Genomic DNA, 18671 nt, shown 5'->3' with positions numbered 1-18671 from the left:
TCTCCTAATCTTTTTCCCATTCCGGATCATCCCCTTTGTAAATAAGTTTAATTTATTTGAAAGGAGGACTCCAGTTTATTTAGGGGGCCTAGGAGCATCATACAACAATTTCCATCCTAAACCGATAAAATCGCAGTAAAGTTGCATTTTGTACAACATTTTCGACTGATTTTCACAGAAAGTAGCTTATTTAAGAGAAATTGTTGTACTTTTTACAGCACTCTCTACTCCTAATCACTTTTTAAGCTACAATTGTTGTATTTTATACAACAATCAAAACTTAAAGGGTAAGGGAAAGGGTAAGGGAAAGGGTAAGGGTAAGGATAAGGGCCAAGGATAAGGCAAAGTCAGAGCAAATCTGAGAAAAGTCATGGAAAAGTCATAACAAAGTGATAACAAAGTCGAGCAAATCAAAGCAAAGTCAAAGCAAGCCAGAGAAAATCAAAGCAAAGTCAAAGCAAGCCAGAGCAGAGTTAGAGTAAAGTCAAAGAAAAATTAGAACAAAGGCAAATTAAAGCCATAGTAAAATAAAAGCCAATGCCAAAGGTACATTACCTCTGAGTAAGAGGGATTTATTGCACAAAGTACTATTAAGGCAAGTAGCTGCGAATAACCGTCATGCTGCCTTCTAGCGCATAACTGCCAAGATCGGCAGGAAGCAGGAAGCAGTCTCCTGGCTTCGTGGAGATGCTGCCATCTGCCCACTGAAGGGTTCCGTTACCGTCTGCAATAACGAGGATGACGAAGCTTTCAGGAGAAGTGCTTAGCTCCCATTTCGGTCCTACAAGGCCTTTTTCCACGGTGAAGAAAGGAGACTCGGCAAGCGTTAACCAAGTGCCAGCTTCATTCAAATCCGTTTTCATGCGAGTGGAGCCGGAGCCTTCGTAAGCGATAACGTTGAGCGAATCTGCAATATGAAGATCACGAGGCTTTCCATCCAGTCCGGGACGATTATAATCGTATAAACGATAGGTCGTATCGGAATTTTGTTGAATCTCGGCAACTAGGACACCAGCGCCAAGAGCATGGACCGTTCCTGCTGGGATGTAAAAGGAATCACCGGCTTCAACAGGCACTTCCTGTAAGCAATCCAAAATGCGGTTCTCTGCAATTGCTTGAGCTAAGCTTTCACGTGTAACGCCTTCTTGCATGCCGTATATAATTTTGGCGCCGGGCTTAGCATCAAGGATGTACCACATCTCTGTTTTGCCGAGCTCGCCGGCAGCCAAATTCTTGTAATGATCATTCGGATGTACTTGTACGGAAAGGTCGTCTTCGCAATCCAATAACTTAATGAGTAGTGGGAAACGGCCGTTTTTTTCGGAGAATCCTTTCGTGCCGAATAACGTTTTGCCGTATTTCTCGCGAATTTCGTCGAGACCAAGGCCTGCTAATTCGCCATTAATCACCTTCGTCGTTCCATTCGGGTGATCGCCAATCATCCAGCCTTCGCCAATAGCGCCTTCTGGAAGCTGAAAACCAAACTTTTCTAGGGCTCTTCCACCCCAGACACGTTCTTTCATTTCAGGTTGAAATTGAAGCGGGTATGATTTCACTAACTATCCCTACTTTCTTCTCTAATTTCTCCTACAAAAATTAAACTAATGCATTCTCTAGCATTATATCATGCGTCTATCTTTTTTCTAGAGCTAAGAGATAGGGAGCATGCGGGCTGGTATTCATAAATTGGTAACGCAGCACCTGAAAGGCTGCGAGCGGAAGGCGCTGGGCCCAGCTTTCGACGGCCGCAGCTTCTTCCGATCCTCCATCGTGTCCGCTGTAGAGCACGATGGTCACGATACCGCCTTTGCGGAGCAGGCGGAGGGCAGCCTCGAGAGCAGGGATCGTGGATTCCTGTTTCGTAATGGTTGCCGGATCGGCGCCGGGCAGGTAGCCGAGATTGAATGTGACCGCGGCGACCTTGCCATGGCGGTCCTGCGGCACAGCCGCCTCCATGAGCGCATGGCTGCATAGGCTCATATGCACACAAGAAGATGCGTCTGGAAGTTCTTTCTCCAGACGCATCTTTGTTTGATCCAGCGCTTGCTGCTGGATATCGAAGCCGTACACGCTGCCGCGGGCGCCTACCAGCTTCGCTAAGAACAAGGCATCCACGCCGTTGCCAAGAGTTGCGTCGACAACTGTATCGCCCGGCTGTGCCCGCTGATTAATTAATTGATGAGCATAACTTAGTACCGAAACAAAACCCATGCGATGAAAGCCCTCCATGCTGCTTATACGATCATTTTTTGTCTGCTAGCCATGCGGCCAGCACTTCGATTTCCTCGGATTTCAAAGCGCTTTTGAAAGGTGGCATATCGCCTTTACCTCCAAGGATCTGCGCAACGATCTCATCCTTGGTTTTGCGTGAGCCGACCTTCGTCAGGTTCGGTCCGAAGTCGCCTGCAAGCCCCGCCCCGTGGCAGGACATGCAGTTGTCTTTATACAGCACCTGCGCTTGGGCTGCGGTGCTGGTGCCACCATCCGCAGGCTTAGCGGATGGGGATGGGGATGGCGCCGCGCTGGCAGGCGCTGGCGTTGCAGTTGGCGCCGGCTTCGCCGTAGCGGCCTCTTTCAGTGCTGGCGTTGCCGCAGCAGCTGTTGGCTTCGCTGTCGCCGCTGCGCTCGGCTGCGGAGTGCTCCTTGCCGCCGGCTGCACCGTAGCGGCTGCCGGTGTTACCGTCGCTGCAGCAACCGGCGACGCACTAACTACCGCCGTCGGTGTCGTTGACGGCGCCACCGTACTCACTGGTGTGGCCGGCTCTCCTCCACATCCAGCGACAACTAGCATCATCCCAACAATGGCTGTTTGAGCCCGTTTCATCATCATGATTATCCATCTCCTTTAGTCATTCTACCTATATAAAGGAAACGGATAATAATCTATTTTGGTTTTATGTGTTTATATGTTTATGTGTATATATGTTTATAGGTTTTATATGTTTTTATTTTCGTTTCGTTCCATTTAACCTTGGTTGGCCTTACCCTTCCAAAGTTTACCCTGCCAAGTATTTCTTTCTTTCAGAAGGCTATCAAAGGCATTCAACACTTCCCACTTTTTGAGGCTCCACATGGGACCAATCAGTAAATCGCGGGGAGCATCTCCAGTAAGGCGGTGGACAATCATTTCCGGTGGGAGAAATTCGAGTGTATCGACGATCAGCTTCACATACTCGTCTTTTTCCAGGAACTGAAGCAAGCCAGCTTCGTATTGTTTCACCATAGGTGTTTTACGCATTAGATGAAGTAAATGGATTTTAATGCCCTGAACATCCATTTGTGCGACTGCTCGTCCCGTGTCCAACATCATTTCGTGGGTCTCCCCAGGCAATCCATAAATAATGTGTGCACAGGTGCGAATATTATGCTTTCGAAGCTTAGCGACCGCGTCCAAATAGCATTGTGTGTCGTGAGCACGATTGATGATTTCAGAGGTTGATTCGTGTACGGTTTGAAGGCCCATTTCGACCCATAGATACGTACGTTCATTCAATTCAGCCAAATATTCAATCACATCATCTGGTAAACAATCCGGTCTGGTCGCAATGGATAAACCTACAACACCTGGCTGTTTTAAAATAACTTCATAATATTCCCGCAGCTCCTCAACGGGTGCATACGTATTCGTATAGGCCTGAAAGTAACCGATGTATTTGGCTTCAGGCCACTTCAGATGCTGGAGATCACGAATCTTATTAAATTGGGTAACCAGATCATCGCGGCGGCTCCCGGCGAAATCACCTGACCCCCGCGCACTGCAAAATGTACAGCCACCGGTTGCGATATTGCCATCCCGATTGGGACAAGTAAAACCTGCATCCAGCATGACTTTAAAAACCTTCCCTCCGAAAGCTTCACGCATTTCATAATTCCATGTATGGAAACGTTTGTCCCCCCATAATTGAGGCGACTCCTGAGTAATTATAGACATATGGTTGCTCCTTTCTTTCCAACCTATTGTAGCGAAATTGAAGCATGAAAGCGACCCCTGCCTTTCCAAGAAGTTCCCCGTTAAAAGAGAGCGATACGGAGCATGATAACTTTGCATAACTATTACATGCCGAAAGGGGTTTTGAACAAGTGAAAAAGTTTCGTACAATTACTTTGGCGGTAGCATTGACAACTGCATTAAGTTTTGGGGCAACTGGTGCACTTGCTAACACATCGGGGACAACGTCAAGTGCTACGCCAGGAACTATGGGGACAGGAACTACGACAACATCGGGATATACAGGAAGTAATTATGATGCTACGACAGGTATGGGTACAACCGGAACAACGGGAACAACTGGAACAACTGGAACAGCTACCCCCTATACGGGATACGGCACTGGAACAGGGTCCTATTCCGGAACGGGAACAGGTACTGGTGTTACGGGTCACATCAGTGGATATGGTAACAATATGATGGACCGAATGACTACTCGGGGTACACACACTGGAAATTACGATACATCATCTTACCGGACTTACGCGACTACAACAGACGGCAATCGTACAAATTGGGGATGGCTCGGTCTATTAGGTCTATTAGGCTTAACAGGACTTAGAGGTAAAGACAAACGAAGAGATGAAGCTAGATAAATAGCTGTTATCCAAATGCGCCTTCCAATTGGAGGGCGTTTTTCTTTACCACTAGAATGATCTGCCATTCATAAAGAACATCATCCTAACGAAAGCTATCATTAATGAGGCAAAAGGAAAGAAGGTGAATGAGTTGGTTCAGATGTCCCTAGCTACCGATACGATATCTGTCGAGTTGACCATTAAAGAAGCATTCGCTTTAAGCAGTGGCGTGAAATTCGCAGCAGACCCGAGCATATCGAAGGATGCAAGACGAAAAGTTCTGCGGTCCTTGGATCAAAAGCTGTTTCCAGCCACATCGAATACCATTGATTATCATGCCCTTGAAGTGTAATTCCCTTTGATTTTTTTCCTCGAATCGTCTATGATTTGTATTCGATAGCTTGTACGTGTAGGAGGCAAAAAGTAGATGCGTTTACGGGGAAGAAAAGGAATTCGAGAAGATATAGAACGTCAGAAGGAACTCGTTGTTTTGAATGCCAAGGAATATAAAGGCAAATGGGCCGAGTTATTTGGTAACAACAACCCGATTCATGCCGAGCTTGGAATGGGTAAAGGGCGCTTCATTAGTGAGATGAGTAAGAAATATCCGAACATTAATTTCATTGGTGTTGATATGTATGACGAGTTGATTCGCAAAGCAAGTGAAAAAGCGAAGAATGCTCATGAAATCAAGACGGATGAAGAGACGGACTCTGTGCTAAACATTCCGAATTTGAAGCTCATGCTTTTCAATATCGAACATATTGAAGAAGCTTTTGCGGAAGGTGAGTTAGAGCGGGTTTATTTGAATTTCAGTGATCCATGGCCAAAGAAAAAGCATGCGCGTAGACGTTTAACACATCCGGGCTTTGTTCAGAAATATCAGCAAATATTAAATGCGAACGGCGAAATTCACTTGAAAACTGATTCGCAATCGTTGTTCGAATTCTCGCTCAATTCTTTTGCAGATATGGGATTGAGAATGCGAAATATTTCATTAAACCTGCATGTGGATGGGATTCATCCTGACCATGTGATGACCGAATACGAAACGAAGTTCGCCGGACAAGGGATGAACATTCATCGCTGTGAAGTAGTTATTGGTGAAAATGTCCTTGCTTCTCATCTAGAGCAGCTGAACAAAGCTAAATCAGAATAAGTTTATACACACAAAGGCTAATCTTCCACTGCATAAATTGCGGTAGGAGATTAGCTTTTTTTAGTAGATAAGAAAGTATAAGTTTTATACTTTTGCTTCGCATCTACTTTGACAAACGCGCTCGTCCCAAAAGGACGGCGGAGTCGTTTATCCTTGCACGCGAATCACCCAAGTAATTGCATAATGACCTCTGAACAATCAGCTGAGGGAAGATACATTTTCTTTTTATGATAATTAGAAACGCGCTTAGCCTCTACATCCGTGTACCGGCTAGCCAACATCGATAACCAGTTCGCAATCGTATCTGCAGATCGGATCGGTTCACCAAAGCCAAGCTGGGTAAAATAGTGGACATTCTCTTCTTCCTGACCCGGTATCGGATCATAGAACAGCATGGGGATCGACTTTGCAAGCCCTTCTGAGCAGGTCATACCCCCAGGCTTCGTAACGAGCAGATCGGAAGCTTCCATTAGCTTGCCAATTTCTTGGGTAAATCCAAGTAAATGAATATTGGGATGCTGATAGCGGGCGTCCATCGCCAGCTTGGCCAGAGCTTTCTTATTATTGCCTAAGCAAAATATGAATTGGATCCGATCTCTCCAAGTTATTAGGTGCTCACTGAGCGAATCGCCTCCGATTAATCCCCAGCCGCCGCCCATAACTAGTACGGTAGGCAGTGATGCCAGCTGGAATTGCTGTCGAATCTTCGCTTTATCGTGGGCAACTCGAAAGCTTGGATGAACGGGAATTCCTGTGATTTCGACTTGAGCTGCCGTGATACCGCGGCCCAGCAGTTTATTTTTGACGTCTTCTGTCGAAACCATATATTTATTAACTTCTCTACTGACCCAAGTCCCATGGACATCGTAGTCCGTAATGACCGTGCATAGCGGGATGTCTAAGCCAGCTCTTTTCAGTCTAGATACCACAACACTGGGAAAAGGATGTGTGCAGACAATAGCTTGGGGAGCCCACTGCTGGATAATCGCCGCTGTCTGTGCATAAAAAATGCGATGCAAGGCCAATTGCGTCAAACGGTTTAGCGATTTTTTATATTGAGAGCGGTACAATCGACCGTAAAGCTTGGGCTGAGCGGTTAGCGTCTTTTTGTAAGCATGAATAATCCATGGTGCTATTGTTGGGTGAAGGAATGAACCTAATTCCAAAACACGTGTCTCAATGGTCGAGCAACGCTGCTCTAAGCTTACGGCAAGTGCATAAGCCGCTTGCGTATGTCCGGCTCCGAAGCCTTCAGAAAGAATGAGAACCCGTTTTTTACCATGCAAGACATCCATTCGTTTACCCCCAGAATGCTACTGTCACTAGAGAAGCCGTCGTTCCGATTAAACATCCAACGATACAATCGGAAGGATAGTGCAGCCCTAGGTAGATACGTGATAGACCAACGATTAATGCGAGCGGTATGAGAATAAGGCCAAGTGCAGGTACGGCTGTAACAAAAGGGAAAATGATTGAGAAGATAGCGGTTGTATGCCCGGAAGGAAAGGAATGATCCGTCAGCGGGTTTTTATAAGTAATAGTTTGAGGGTGTACCAGGTAAGGTCTAAGTCTTGGGTATTTCTTTTTAATAATAGCAACTGGAATGTGACTGATGGTTAAGGCAAGGAGAGCTTGAATACCTGCTGTACGCAGTGGGCCTTGCCCGAACAATGCAAAGCATAAGGATATCGCAATGGAGGCTGTGGCCCCGCCTAAGTGTGTGATTTTATTAAATAAATGATCAAGGAAGAAGTGCTGGATACGTTGATTCACAAAGTGGAATACGCGTGTTTCATGATGCTGAAGCCAGTGGACGACCCTGCTCATGAGTAGTAGCCTCCTTCGCTGCTTGCGTTACTTTCATAAGTCTATTGTAAAGGACATTTATTAAAGGAAGATTAACGCAGTAATAAATTTTAAGAAATTCAATTTAACGCTCCTCTGATCTCCCGATAACAATCCTGTGCTAGCATGATGTGAAATGAGGGAATTGAAGGTAAATGTTAAAGGGGCTGATGAGGTTGAGAGTTGCCTTATTTACAGATACATTCCTGCCAGATGTAAATGGAGTTGCCAAGACACTTGGCAGGTGGACGCGATTTTTGGAATCCAAAGATGTGGCTTGCAAAGTGTTTGCTCCTACTAGTATGACAGAGGGTGACAACGATCCGTTCCGTGTAGAACGTTTTTACAGTATTCCCTTTTTATTGTATCCAGAATGTCGATTAGCTATCCCAAATCCCCTCAATGTACGCAAATCCCTCCATGCCTTTCAGCCTACGATTATTCATTGTGCAACCCCTTTCAATTTGGGACTTTTTGGCTTGCACCATGCTCGCAAACACAAAACGCCAATAGTTGCGTCCTACCATACTCACTTCGACCAATACTTAAGTCATTATAAAATACCTTGGGTGGAGCCTACGCTCTGGAAATACATGCAATGGTTTCACCAAAGCTGTCAGAAGGTGTATGTGCCTTCTAAGTCTACCTTGCAGCATTTGCATGCCAAAGGGTTAAGTCATTTAGAGATTTGGAGCCGCGGTGTCGATGCGGAACGTTTCCAGCCGATTGTCGACCGAAAGTCAGTACTCGGGACATATGGTGTAGATCCTGCGAAGTTCGTTATGCTTTATGTCGGGCGTTTAGCCCCTGAGAAGAGTGTAGAGGTCGCACTAGATAGTTTTACTGCACTGCCAGCTGCGATCAGAGATGATTGTCATCTCATTATTGCTGGTGACGGACCGTCTGCCGAAGTGCTGCGCGAATGTTATGGAGGGGCATCGGGAGTTACTTTTACCGGTTTCGTTCAGGGGACACAGCTAGCTGAACTCTATGCGTCTGCAGATGTGTTTCTTTTTCCTTCGGCGACAGAGACTTTCGGCAATGTCGTTCTGGAATCAATGGCTTCTGGGACAACGGTGATTGGAGCTGCTGCAGGCGGGGTACAAGATACTATTGAGCATGAAGTGACGGGTTTACTCTGTCCTTCTGGCGACGTAGCTGCTTTCACACAAGCCATCGTAAGATTGTATGAATCCAAGGAGACTCGGCACAGACTGGCCATTGCAGGCAGGGAGTTTGCCCTGCGTCAATCTTGGGATCACATATTTAATCAATTGTTGACCAGCTATGAAGAAGTAGTCTATAGGACATCTGCCAATCAGTCCCACATGCATGCAAACCGTATGATCCGTTAACAGGGGCAGCCACGCAAAAGTTGTCAGGAAGAGCTCAGGTGAATTATAATAAACCCCGTATCACATGGGGGCAGCTTGATCGTGTTCGTCTAAATGGTGAACTTTTGGTACACAATAAAATGAAAAACGTTGAAAACAGGACATTAACGATCTGATTTCAAGCACATGCTGCATAGTCTGTGCGCGTTCCGCCCAAATCTCAGAGAATTGGCTTATTTTCGTCATTGTAGACTTTGACAAATGGATGGAAAGAGAGGAAAATCAAGAACGATTAATTCACCTGTACATAAAACTGCGCATACGCGTATAAAAAGATAGCTTGTGTGCATAAACAAAAAAGGGGGACTTTGCTTCATGCTTGACAATATTATGCTTACCTTTCAAATTGGCTTGGCTTTGGTCGGTGCATATCAGTTGTTTTTAACTTTTTTCGGATGGTACCGTCCTAAAAACAAACAGAAATTCGCTCCACAGAAATCGTTTGCTGTATTAGTCGCGGCTCATAATGAAGAGCAGGTCGTTGGTGCATTGATCGAGAATCTGAAGGCTTTGGATTACCCCAAAGAGCTTTATGACATCTTCGTAATTTGTGATAACTGTACAGACAATACAGCGGATATTGCACGCAGTCATGGTGTTCATGCCATGGAGCGCCATAACCCGAACCTGAGAGGGAAAGGTTACGCGATCGAATGGATGCTGAAGGTGCTTTGGAAGCGGGAGCGTCAGTATGACGCTATTGTCATGTTTGATGCAGACAATCTTTCAAGCCCTGATTACTTGATCCATATGAACAATGATCTTTGCTCCGGTTCCAGAGTTATTCAAGCTTACTTAGACAGTAAGAACCCTACCGATTCCTGGGTTACTGGTTCCTACGCAATCTCGTACTACTTTGCAAACCGCTTCTGGCAAATGCCCCGCACAAACTTAGGGCTTGCTAACTACTTGGGCGGCACAGGAATGTGCTTTGAGTCCAAGCTGCTTAAACAGATTGGATGGGGTGCTACCAGCCTTGTTGAGGATCTTGAGTTCTCCATGCGCTGCATTAAGCTCGGTATCAGGCCGACCTACAACTATGAGGCGATTGTTTATGATGAGAAGCCGCTAACGTTTAAAGTATCTGCCAAACAGCGTTTGCGCTGGATGCAAGGACATTTTGATGTGGCCAAGCGTTATTTCTTCCCCCTATTGTGGCAAGGTATCAAAGAGGGCAGCTGGACGAAGATTGACGCGGCTATCTACTCCGCTAACGTATATAATTTCTTTTTCGGTGCGATTATCTCTGTGCTGCTTTGGATTAAATCGGTGACTCCGGGTTGGTCAGACACACCTATGCTTGCCGATATCAATCCTATTTTCTTTAACACCGTCAGCATAGCGATTTATGTGCTGCTGCCTATTTCCATGTTAGTTGAGAAGGCACCTGGCAAAGTATATAAATATTTAATTCTTTATCCAGTGTTTATGCTTTCATGGTGGCCAATTACGTTCTATGCGTTCTTCACGCAAAACAACAAACAATGGAGCCATACGGAGCATACACGTGTGATTCGTCTAGACGAAATGAAAAGTAAACAAGTGAGTTGACTTTCTCTGAATGAGATGATATTATATTTCAAGTAAAAGCAGAAGCGCCCGCTTCTCACCTGACCGACACCGTTGGCTGGTTTGAATGAATCGTCATGAATGTACAATAGGTTTGCATGAACCTGTTATTGATGAAGATGTGGGCCACTGCGCCCGCATCTTTTTTATATTGTTAGAGAGAGCGTTACATACTTTTTGGAGGTGGAATACTATTAGCAAAGACCATATGATTAATGACGAGATTCGTGTGAAGGAAGTACGCCTGATTGGGGCGGACGGAGAACAACTCGGCATCACGCCGATTCGCGAAGCTCTTCAAATCGCACTTGACGCGAATTTGGATTTGGTAAATGTGGCACCGACGGCTAAGCCGCCAGTATGCCGCATTATGGATTACGGTAAATTCCGTTATGAAACACAGAAGAAAGAAAAAGAAGCTCGCAAGAACCAGAAAATCGTGGATATCAAAGAAATTCGCTTAAGCGCGACAATCGATGAGCACGACTTTCAAACGAAGCTTCGCAATGCCGTTAAGTTTCTTGGCGAAGGCGATAAAGTCAAAGCCAGCGTCAGGTTCCGTGGTCGTGAAATAGCGCACTCGGAGATTGGCCGTAGAGTGCTTGAACGTTTAGCTACTGAAACAGCTGACATTTCCTCACAGGAGCGTGCTCCTAAGCTTGAGGGAAGAAGCATGATCATGATCTTAACGCCGAAAGTCACTACCTAGGCGTTATACTAAATTAGGAGGAACAAAACACCATGCCGAAAATGAAAACACACAGCAGCTTGAAAGGCCGTTTCAAAATTACTGGCACAGGCAAAGTGATGAGATACAAACAAGGTAAAAACCACTTGCTTTCCGGTAAATCTTCACGTACTAAACGTGTTCTTGCAACAAACCCAGTTATGGCTCCAGGCGATGTACGTCGTCTGAAACAACAACTTTCTAACATTAAAGGTTAATATTCGAACATTATTTATACATCCCAGGAGGTAGTTAACAATGGCAAGAGTCAAGGGCGGATTTATTCGCGCTCACCGTCGTAAGAAAATTTTGAAACTAGCAAAAGGCTATTTCGGTTCCAAACATCGCTTATTTAAAACAGCTAAAGAACAAGTAATGAAATCTTTAGTGTATGCTTACCGTGACCGTCGTCAAACGAAACGTAACTTCCGCAGACTGTGGATTACACGTATCAATGCAGGCGCTCGTCAAAACGGCCTTAGCTACAGCAAATTGATGCACGGCCTGAAATTGGCTGGTATCGAAGTAAACCGCAAAATCTTGGCTGATCTAGCTGTGAATGATTCCAAAGCGTTCAACGATTTGGCAACAGCTGCAAAAGCAAAAGTAAACGCGTAATTGCGTTCTTAGAAGCCTGTTCCCTTTAGGGAGCAGGCTTCTTTTTGCATGAAATGGACGAGGTTTAAACGTTGGATCGTGTTTCTGCTCGACGATGTTTACGAAACAGTACAGCCAAGAACATCAACAGTGGAATAACGACTTGAAAAACAGGGAAAAACTTTACACTAACATTCAAGCCAAGCCACACGTGATAGGTATAGTTCGGTTCTATAAACGATGTGATAAAAATAATAAAACCCACATAGAAAACCCACAGGCGTCTACTTGTTGAACGCGATAATTGGGTACATGCATAAACGGCTCCCCAGTAGAAAGCGGTCATTTTCACAAATAAACCCAGAAATAAAAGCAAAGTGACCATAACGTCCAGTCGCTCCAAAATATCACCAACCTGTATTAACTGAACGGCCTGCAAAAAAGGCAAGGTACTATTTGCGACAATAGTTGTCCCAAGCACCATCAGGTTTAATATATTCATTAGAATTAAAAAAGCGGCAACGCTGAGATAAGAGAGTATACTGATTCGCTTAATCTTTTGCTTTTCAGACATCAGGTGCCATATCATGAAAAAAAGCACCATTTGTCCAAATGGAAACGATAAAATATCCGGGAACGCAGCTTTGATTACGGGACGAAGTCCATTATCAAGAATAGGTAATAGGTTGTCTTTGTGGAGGATTCCAGAAATCAAAATCAATAATATCAACGCTCCGTAACTAAGGGAAATGAGTGGCAACAGGGCCTCATTCACTCTGGAAAATGTTTCGATACCCATAGCAACCGCGTAAGTAGCAAGTAATGCAATAATAAGCATAGTCACATATTGGGGTGTTGAGCTCAGCAATGTTAAATTCGTTATCTCTCCAAAATCTCGAAGGTTTCTCATGGATTCATAGGCAAAATAAAGGGCAAAGCATCCCCCGATCACAGTTCCTATTTTGTTCCCGAAACACAGTTTTAAGAGCCCGATCAGACACTCTTCTGGTGCTATTCGTTGTATGTACAAAAACATGAATAATAAAAGCAAACCCGCTGCGGCGGCGAATAGCATGGCAAGCCAAGAATCCTGCTTAGCGCCGCTGCCTAATGCAAATAAGGGTGTACTTCCTATTTCGAAAAGAATGATTGTGACGGCCAGTTGGTAACTGCTAATGCGCTCCATAGCAAGCCCCCTTCCATAACTTACTATTCGTGATCATGCAGCAGTTGATTAAAAGGCTTACCACTCATTCCAATTCGGTCAATGTTAATATGAACACTGGGTTCTAATTGGATGGTAGGGAATTGTTGTTCCCAGTCGTTCTTAATTTTCTTCCAAACCTTAGGGTATTTTCTGTGAATCACATCTGCGAAACCAAATACATCCACATTTTTCTCGATAGCAGATTGAAATGCTTTGGTCATTAAGTTCGTAACTTTCTCATTCGCAATGTCCTCCGTGGCTTTAACGCCCTCTCGCTTTGTGAGGTCCTCTTTACAGCCATTCTCGACAAGAACACCAGCAGCATGTACTTCCACTTTCATTACCCATTGTCCGTTATTTGCAAGAATCGGCTTCAATTTGCTTGTCGCCTTGGTGATTTGAATCGCCGATTTATTATCTTTACTTCCTTTGGAACAGCCAATATACAAAACGGTCTTATTAATCGTATCCCGGATCCAATTAGTTCCGTATCCTACATCGGATGTAAACCAGCCAACGAGCTTATCCTGTTTAAAAATACCAAGTCTACCCAATTTTAATTTGTTTGCAGAGGTTGTTTTTTTTAATTCAGCAATAGAAGAGTCAGGCCTAATACCGGTCCCAGAAATGATCACTTCAGGAATCAAAGTATAGGAAGAGTCACTCGTCATCCCCATCATGACATTGTGAACCATGACTTGATTAAAATTAGAACCGTTTTTGTCTTCATTGTGAATCATATTGCGAACGGCGGCTCCAGGCAGCTTCTCAAGGGGCGCAACCTGCTCCAGAATTCTTCTTCCTTCCCCTCTAGTTACGAATAGGCTGACAGTCTCTCGAGATTCCGCATTGCGCAAATAGGTGTCCATAAGTTGAGAAATGCCATGCTTAGCCGCTTCTTCACCAACGACAACAATTCGATTATGGGCAAAAAACAGAGCACGCGGCATTTCCAAGCTTGATTTTTGAATCGCACCTCGAATGGAATCACCACTCGTAGAGAATACGATGACGGGTGCTTGCTGGCTGGCATTTCCACCCATGCTTTGACTTGAAATCGTCTGAGGAATGACAATCTGGTAAGAAACAGTCCAGTCTTTCCCGTTCCAATCGATGGCTGTTGCCGATGTGATTCCGAGTTGATTTAACTCGACTCGATCCCAGCACCCAGATAGCAGTAGGCATAAGAAGATGCTTGTTAGTAATCGAAGCCAACCGTGAAGGAAGCTTACTCCCATTCATAGAACCTCCTTAATGGCATATCAGGGATTATCTTTCTTGGGTGGAGACTTCTTCATGTTCGGTGCTTGTCTGGTGTAGTTTTTGCTTAAGGGGCGACCAGCCATTTTCGCCCAAGGAACTCGGATGAGAATATCTCTAAATTTGGGTAGAGCAAGAGGGGCAACAGGACTTAGATAAGGGACTCCGAAAGAAAGGAGAGAGGCCAAATGAATCAAGATGGCCATGCATCCCGCCATGATCCCGAACAAGCCAAATGTACCAGCTAGCAGCATAAGGATGAATCGGATTAATCGGGCAGCTATCCCCATGTTTAACGCTGGTGTAACGAAATTGGAGATGGCCGTGAAGGAAACGACAATGACCATAGCTGCCGAAACAAGACCAGCTTGCACAGCAGCTTGCCCCAATACGAGTGCACCAACGATGGATATGGCTGAACCAATGACACGAGGCATTCGTATGCCAGCCTCCCGAAGAACCTCGAACGTAATTTCCATCAGGAAAGCTTCCACAATAGCGGGGAAAGGGACGCCTTCCCGCTGTGCAGCTAGGCTGATTAGCAAGGTTGTCGGCAGCATCTCTTGATGAAAGGTTGTGACGGCGATATAGCAGGATGGGAGCAGCATGGAAACAAAAAAAGAGATATAGCGAATAAAGCGGACGAAAGTAGCAATATCAAAACGTTGATAGTAATCTTCACTCGATTGTAGAAATCTAAAAAAGGTTACTGGAGCAAGCAGGACGAAAGGAGTTCCATCGACGATAATGGCAACTTGCCCTTCCAAAAGGCTGGCTGCTACGGCATCTGGCCTCTCTGAGTTCATAATGGTAGGGAACGGGGTATAGGTTCTATCTTCGATGAATTCTTCAATGTACCCGCTCTCAAGGATGCTGTCGACGTCAATCCTGTCTAGGCGATTCTTGACTTCTTGAACGACATGATCTTCAGCAATGCCATCCAAATAGGTGATAACGATTTCAGTTTGCGTATACCGACCTAATCGCAGGCTAATAAACCGAAGATCGGGGGATTTAATTTTCCTCCGCAGCAGGGAGGTATTCGTTCGCAAGTCTTCTGTGAAGCTTTCTTTCGGACCTCTTACGACGGTTTGTGTTTGAGGTTCCTCTATGGCACGCTTGTCCCATCCTGCTGTACCGGCGATTAATGCTTCATTGTAGCCGTCAGCAATAATGGCAGTGTTACCGTCCAAGAGAGCTGCCAAGAGGTCTACGCCCTCAATTGTGGCGGTCAAATTACTTATGGTTAAAGCTTGTCTCAATAAGTCATGAAAACAGATTTCTTGGTTCCAGTAAAACTCGGTTTCTTGAGAGGTTAGAAGGGGCTTAACAATATGATCATTAACCGCTTCCGATTTAACGAGACCCTCTATGTATACCAGAGCAATCGCATTAGTATCGGGAAAGATACCAACATCCATACGGCGAATGATGACATCAGAACTTGTCCCAAGCCTTTTCAGGATCCGTTCAATATTCTCTTGCAGGTCTGTTGAAAGCGGGAATGGGATTGGCAGGGACGATTTCATCAGTAGCCCCCTAATTTTCCTAGATTGGTATTATCTTCTCTCACCTGATTTTGTTTTATTCAGTTTGACTATTGACTATTCTTCAGGGGATGCATATAATAATCTCTAAATCATATTATATATGGTGATCTACACTAACGAATCGGCTATGAAGAGGAAGAAGTAATAAGGGCACTTATGCGCAGAGAGCGTTGGACTTGCTGAAACCATCGCCTTAATCCCTTACGTACGAAGTCACCTCGGAGCTGTTTTCCTGAAATCTGCGGCATTGCTGCAAGCAATAGGGGAAATCGGAAGGCGATCTGATAGCGATTTTTGTGGATCGCCGGAATAATAATATGCGAAGGCGTCTCGCCTGCCAGCTGAATAATATATTCGTCCCGTTTTACACGTTACGTGCGTGTATGGGATGAATAGGGGTTTTTCTTATTGTCTAAGAAAGCTCGCAGAATGACATGGACTTACTTTTTGAGAGGAGGATCACAATGAATGTTCAAACTGAACCAAAAAAGTCAAAAGAAGAATTGATTGAGAAGCTTACGAAGCCGGACCTGATTACAGGCTCCGAAATTCTGCTGAGAAGCTTATTGCTGGAGGGTGTGGACTGCGTCTTTGGATATCCGGGCGGCGCTGTTTTGTACATCTACGATGCAATGCATGGTTTTGATGATTTTAACCACTTATTGACTAGACATGAGCAAGGAGCCATTCACGCAGCTGATGGATATGCACGTTCCACAGGTAAAGTTGGCGTATGTATCGCAACTTCCGGACCGGGGGCAACGAACCTCGTCACAGGAATAGCTACAGCTTACATGGATTCCGTTCCGCTCGTCGTCATCACAGGGAACGTAGCAACAAACTTCATTGGTACGGATGCTTTCCAAGAGGCAGATATTACAGGTATTACGATGCCTATTACCAAACATAGCTACTTGGTTAGAGACGTAAACGATCTACCGCGCATCATTCATGAAGCGTTCCATATAGCGAACTCAGGTCGTAAAGGTCCGGTTCTCATTGACATACCAAAGGATGTCTCCGCTAATAAAACGATATTTAAACCCGTAACGGATGTAAGCATCCGCGGTTATAACCCAACGGTGCAACCGAATAAACTGCAAGTGGATAAGCTGATTAAAGCGATCGAAGAAGCAGAACATCCGGTCATTATTGCAGGCGGCGGTGTTGTATACGCAGACGCATCCAAAGAATTAATCGAGTTCGTTAATAAAACACAGATTCCGGTTGCAACGACCTTGCTCGGATTAAGCGGCTTCCCAAGCGGACATGAGCTATGGCTCGGAATGCCCGGTATGCACGGGACGTTTACAGCGAACACAGCCATTCAGAATGCGGATCTCTTGATTTCTATCGGTTCCCGATTCGATGACCGCGTGACGATGAATTTGAACGGTTTTGCTCCAAAAGTGAAGAAAATCGCTCACATTGACGTTGATCCTGCGGAAATTGGCAAGAACGTGAAGACGGATATCCCATGTGTTGGCGACGTGAAAGCTGTTCTGGAATATGCGAATACCAAAGCAAAGCCTGCGAAGAGCGGAGCGTGGATTGCTGAGCTTCAGGAAAGTAAAGAGAAGTTCCCGCTGAAATATGGCAATACCGAGACGGAATTGAAGCCGCAATACGTTATCGAAATGATTAGTGAGACGACGAAAGGCGAAGCGATCATAACGACAGACGTTGGACAGCATCAGATGTGGGCAGCTCAATTCTATCGTTTCAAAAACCCGCGCTCCTTGGTCACATCCGGTGGTCTTGGCACGATGGGCTTCGGATTCCCATCAGCGATTGGTGCTCAAATGGGGAACCCGGATAAACTCGTTGTATCCATTAATGGCGACGGCGGCGTTCAAATGTGTGCGCAAGAGCTTGCGATCTGTGCGATTAACAACATTCCGGTGAAGGTTGTTATTATTAACAACCAAGTGCTGGGCATGGTTCGTCAATGGCAGGAGATCATTTATGATAACCGCTATAGCCATATTGACCTGGCTGGCAGCCCTGATTTCGTGAAACTGGCAGAAGCTTACGGCGTAAAAGGCTTGCGTGCCACGACGAAGGAAGAAGCAAGAAGAGCATGGCAGGAAGCACTCGATACACCGGGTCCTGTCGTTATTGATTTCGTCGTGCCAAAAGGAGAGAATGTCTTCCCGATGGTTAAAGCAGGCGATACAATTAGTGACATGTTAATGGGGGATTCGGAATGATGACAACTAAACATACAGTTTCCGTACTCGTAAACAATCAGCCTGGTGTCCTGCAGCGTGTATCCGGTTTGTTCGGACGCAGAGGCTTTAACATTGAAAGCATCACCGTAGGGGAGTCCGAAGAACTCGGACTTTCCCGAATGGTTATTGTCACCACAGGGGACGACAACACGCTTGAGCAAATTTCCAAGCAATTGTACAAGTTGATTGACGTCATTAAAGTCATCGACCTAAGCTCGAACCCAATGGTTGCCAGAGAACTGGCACTCATTAAAGTAAATGCAGAACCGATTATGCGTCCGGAAATACTCGGTATTGTAGAGACATTCCGCGCAGCGGTGGTAGATATTGGGCCAGCCTCAATTATCGTGCAAGTTGTTGGAGATTCAGATAAAATAGATGCTATGGTCGAATTACTTCGTCCTTATGGCATCCGTGAGCTTTCCCGCACGGGAGTCACAGCGATGATTCGCGGTTCAGTTAAATAAGACATAAAGCAGTTTGGGTAAAGAGGTAAAGCCTCCTTGAGTGGGGCTTTCAGCGGTGTACTCTTTAGCGCTTGAAAAGGGTAAATCGTTGAAACACCC

At 45.3% G+C, this 18671-nt stretch carries 19 protein-coding genes and 1 other annotated feature; of the genes, 10 read left to right on the top strand and 9 right to left on the bottom strand.

Annotated elements, in window-relative coordinates; genetic code table 11:
* Positions 1–590: 590 nt before the first annotated feature.
* From ASG85_RS25770 to ASG85_RS25755, 4 genes are all read right to left on the bottom strand, one after another.
* Positions 591–1556: a type I phosphomannose isomerase catalytic subunit gene (locus tag ASG85_RS25770; protein ID WP_060648136.1), complete on the bottom strand. Its 966-nt coding sequence runs from the start codon at positions 1554–1556 to the stop codon at positions 591–593.
* Between the two features lie 76 nt (positions 1557–1632).
* Positions 1633–2211 carry a class I SAM-dependent methyltransferase gene (locus ASG85_RS25765; protein WP_060648135.1) on the bottom strand — a complete coding sequence of 193 codons (579 nt, stop codon included), beginning with the start codon at positions 2209–2211 and terminating at the stop codon, positions 1633–1635.
* 31 nt (positions 2212–2242) lie between these two features.
* Complete coding sequence (locus tag ASG85_RS25760) at positions 2243–2830, bottom strand: c-type cytochrome (protein WP_060648134.1); 588 nt, start codon at positions 2828–2830, stop codon at positions 2243–2245.
* A 135-nt stretch (positions 2831–2965) separates the two neighbouring features.
* On the bottom strand, positions 2966–3931 hold the full coding sequence (locus ASG85_RS25755) for a TIGR01212 family radical SAM protein (protein WP_060648133.1): 966 nt from the start codon (positions 3929–3931) through the stop codon (positions 2966–2968).
* A gap of 149 nt (positions 3932–4080) precedes the next feature.
* On the opposite strand from ASG85_RS25755, the gene ASG85_RS25750 reads away from it, so the two are divergent.
* The 3 genes from ASG85_RS25750 (at position 4081) to trmB (ending at position 5725) form a co-directional block, all read left to right on the top strand.
* Entirely contained in the window at positions 4081–4584 is a 504-nt protein-coding gene (locus tag ASG85_RS25750; protein ID WP_060648132.1) for a WGxxGxxG-CTERM domain-containing protein, read from the top strand.
* A gap of 133 nt (positions 4585–4717) precedes the next feature.
* On the top strand, positions 4718–4918 hold the full coding sequence (locus tag ASG85_RS25745; RefSeq protein ID WP_057304652.1) for a hypothetical protein: 201 nt from the start codon (positions 4718–4720) through the stop codon (positions 4916–4918).
* A 75-nt stretch (positions 4919–4993) separates the two neighbouring features.
* The gene (trmB, locus tag ASG85_RS25740; protein ID WP_060648131.1) at positions 4994–5725 is read left to right on the top strand and encodes a tRNA (guanosine(46)-N7)-methyltransferase TrmB; all 732 of its coding nucleotides are present in this window, start codon (positions 4994–4996) and stop codon (positions 5723–5725) included.
* Between the two features lie 164 nt (positions 5726–5889).
* Here the strand turns inward: trmB and ASG85_RS25735 are convergent, their stop codons facing one another.
* Together ASG85_RS25735 and ASG85_RS25730 are read right to left on the bottom strand one after the other, a co-directional pair.
* Positions 5890–7020, bottom strand: a complete 1131-nt coding sequence (locus ASG85_RS25735) for an MGDG synthase family glycosyltransferase (RefSeq protein ID WP_057304654.1) — start codon at positions 7018–7020, stop codon at positions 5890–5892.
* Positions 7021–7024: 4 nt separating this feature from the next.
* A complete protein-coding gene (locus tag ASG85_RS25730) occupies positions 7025–7552 on the bottom strand; it encodes a phosphatase PAP2 family protein (RefSeq protein WP_057304655.1) in 528 nt (175 codons plus the stop codon).
* Positions 7553–7740: 188 nt separating this feature from the next.
* Between ASG85_RS25730 and ASG85_RS25725 the strand changes: the two genes are divergently transcribed.
* From ASG85_RS25725 to rplT, 5 genes are all read left to right on the top strand, one after another.
* The gene (locus ASG85_RS25725; protein ID WP_200961707.1) at positions 7741–8925 is read left to right on the top strand and encodes a glycosyltransferase family 4 protein; all 1185 of its coding nucleotides are present in this window, start codon (positions 7741–7743) and stop codon (positions 8923–8925) included.
* A gap of 354 nt (positions 8926–9279) precedes the next feature.
* Complete coding sequence (locus ASG85_RS25720; protein ID WP_057304656.1) at positions 9280–10515, top strand: glycosyltransferase family 2 protein; 1236 nt, start codon at positions 9280–9282, stop codon at positions 10513–10515.
* Between the two features lie 30 nt (positions 10516–10545).
* Positions 10546–10686 (top strand) — a sequence feature (ribosomal protein L20 leader region).
* Between the two features lie 55 nt (positions 10687–10741).
* On the top strand, positions 10742–11242 hold the full coding sequence (infC, locus tag ASG85_RS25715) for a translation initiation factor IF-3 (RefSeq protein WP_047681158.1): 501 nt from the start codon (positions 10742–10744) through the stop codon (positions 11240–11242).
* Positions 11243–11274: 32 nt separating this feature from the next.
* Entirely contained in the window at positions 11275–11478 is a 204-nt protein-coding gene (gene rpmI, locus ASG85_RS25710; RefSeq protein WP_029199203.1) for a 50S ribosomal protein L35, read from the top strand.
* 40 nt (positions 11479–11518) lie between these two features.
* Entirely contained in the window at positions 11519–11878 is a 360-nt protein-coding gene (gene rplT, locus ASG85_RS25705) for a 50S ribosomal protein L20 (RefSeq protein WP_028553998.1), read from the top strand.
* Between the two features lie 64 nt (positions 11879–11942).
* Here the strand turns inward: rplT and ASG85_RS25700 are convergent, their stop codons facing one another.
* Genes ASG85_RS25700 through ASG85_RS25690 form a run of 3 tightly spaced genes read right to left on the bottom strand, consistent with a single transcriptional unit; the run spans position 11943 to position 15853 of the window.
* On the bottom strand, positions 11943–13043 hold the full coding sequence (locus tag ASG85_RS25700; protein WP_060648129.1) for a GerAB/ArcD/ProY family transporter: 1101 nt from the start codon (positions 13041–13043) through the stop codon (positions 11943–11945).
* A 23-nt stretch (positions 13044–13066) separates the two neighbouring features.
* A complete protein-coding gene (locus tag ASG85_RS25695) occupies positions 13067–14302 on the bottom strand; it encodes a Ger(x)C family spore germination protein (RefSeq protein ID WP_060648128.1) in 1236 nt (411 codons plus the stop codon).
* 24 nt (positions 14303–14326) lie between these two features.
* Entirely contained in the window at positions 14327–15853 is a 1527-nt protein-coding gene (locus ASG85_RS25690) for a spore germination protein (RefSeq protein ID WP_060648127.1), read from the bottom strand.
* 485 nt (positions 15854–16338) lie between these two features.
* Here ASG85_RS25690 and ilvB point away from each other — a divergent pair, with 485 nt between their 5' ends.
* Positions 16339–18084, top strand: a complete 1746-nt coding sequence (ilvB, locus tag ASG85_RS25685) for a biosynthetic-type acetolactate synthase large subunit (protein WP_060648126.1) — start codon at positions 16339–16341, stop codon at positions 18082–18084.
* Positions 18084–18572 (top strand): acetolactate synthase small subunit, encoded by a 489-nt coding sequence (ilvN, locus tag ASG85_RS25680; RefSeq protein ID WP_057305082.1) that lies wholly within the window; start codon positions 18084–18086, stop codon positions 18570–18572. The genes ilvB and ilvN overlap by 1 nt, the downstream gene beginning before the upstream one ends.
* The last annotated feature ends 99 nt before the right edge of the window (positions 18573–18671 follow it).

Source organism: Paenibacillus sp. Soil724D2, from assembly GCF_001427935.1.
GTDB lineage: Bacteria > Bacillota > Bacilli > Paenibacillales > NBRC-103111 > Paenibacillus_E.
Note: the sequence above shows the minus strand (reverse complement) of the source record. Positions and strands in the feature narration are given on the sequence as shown.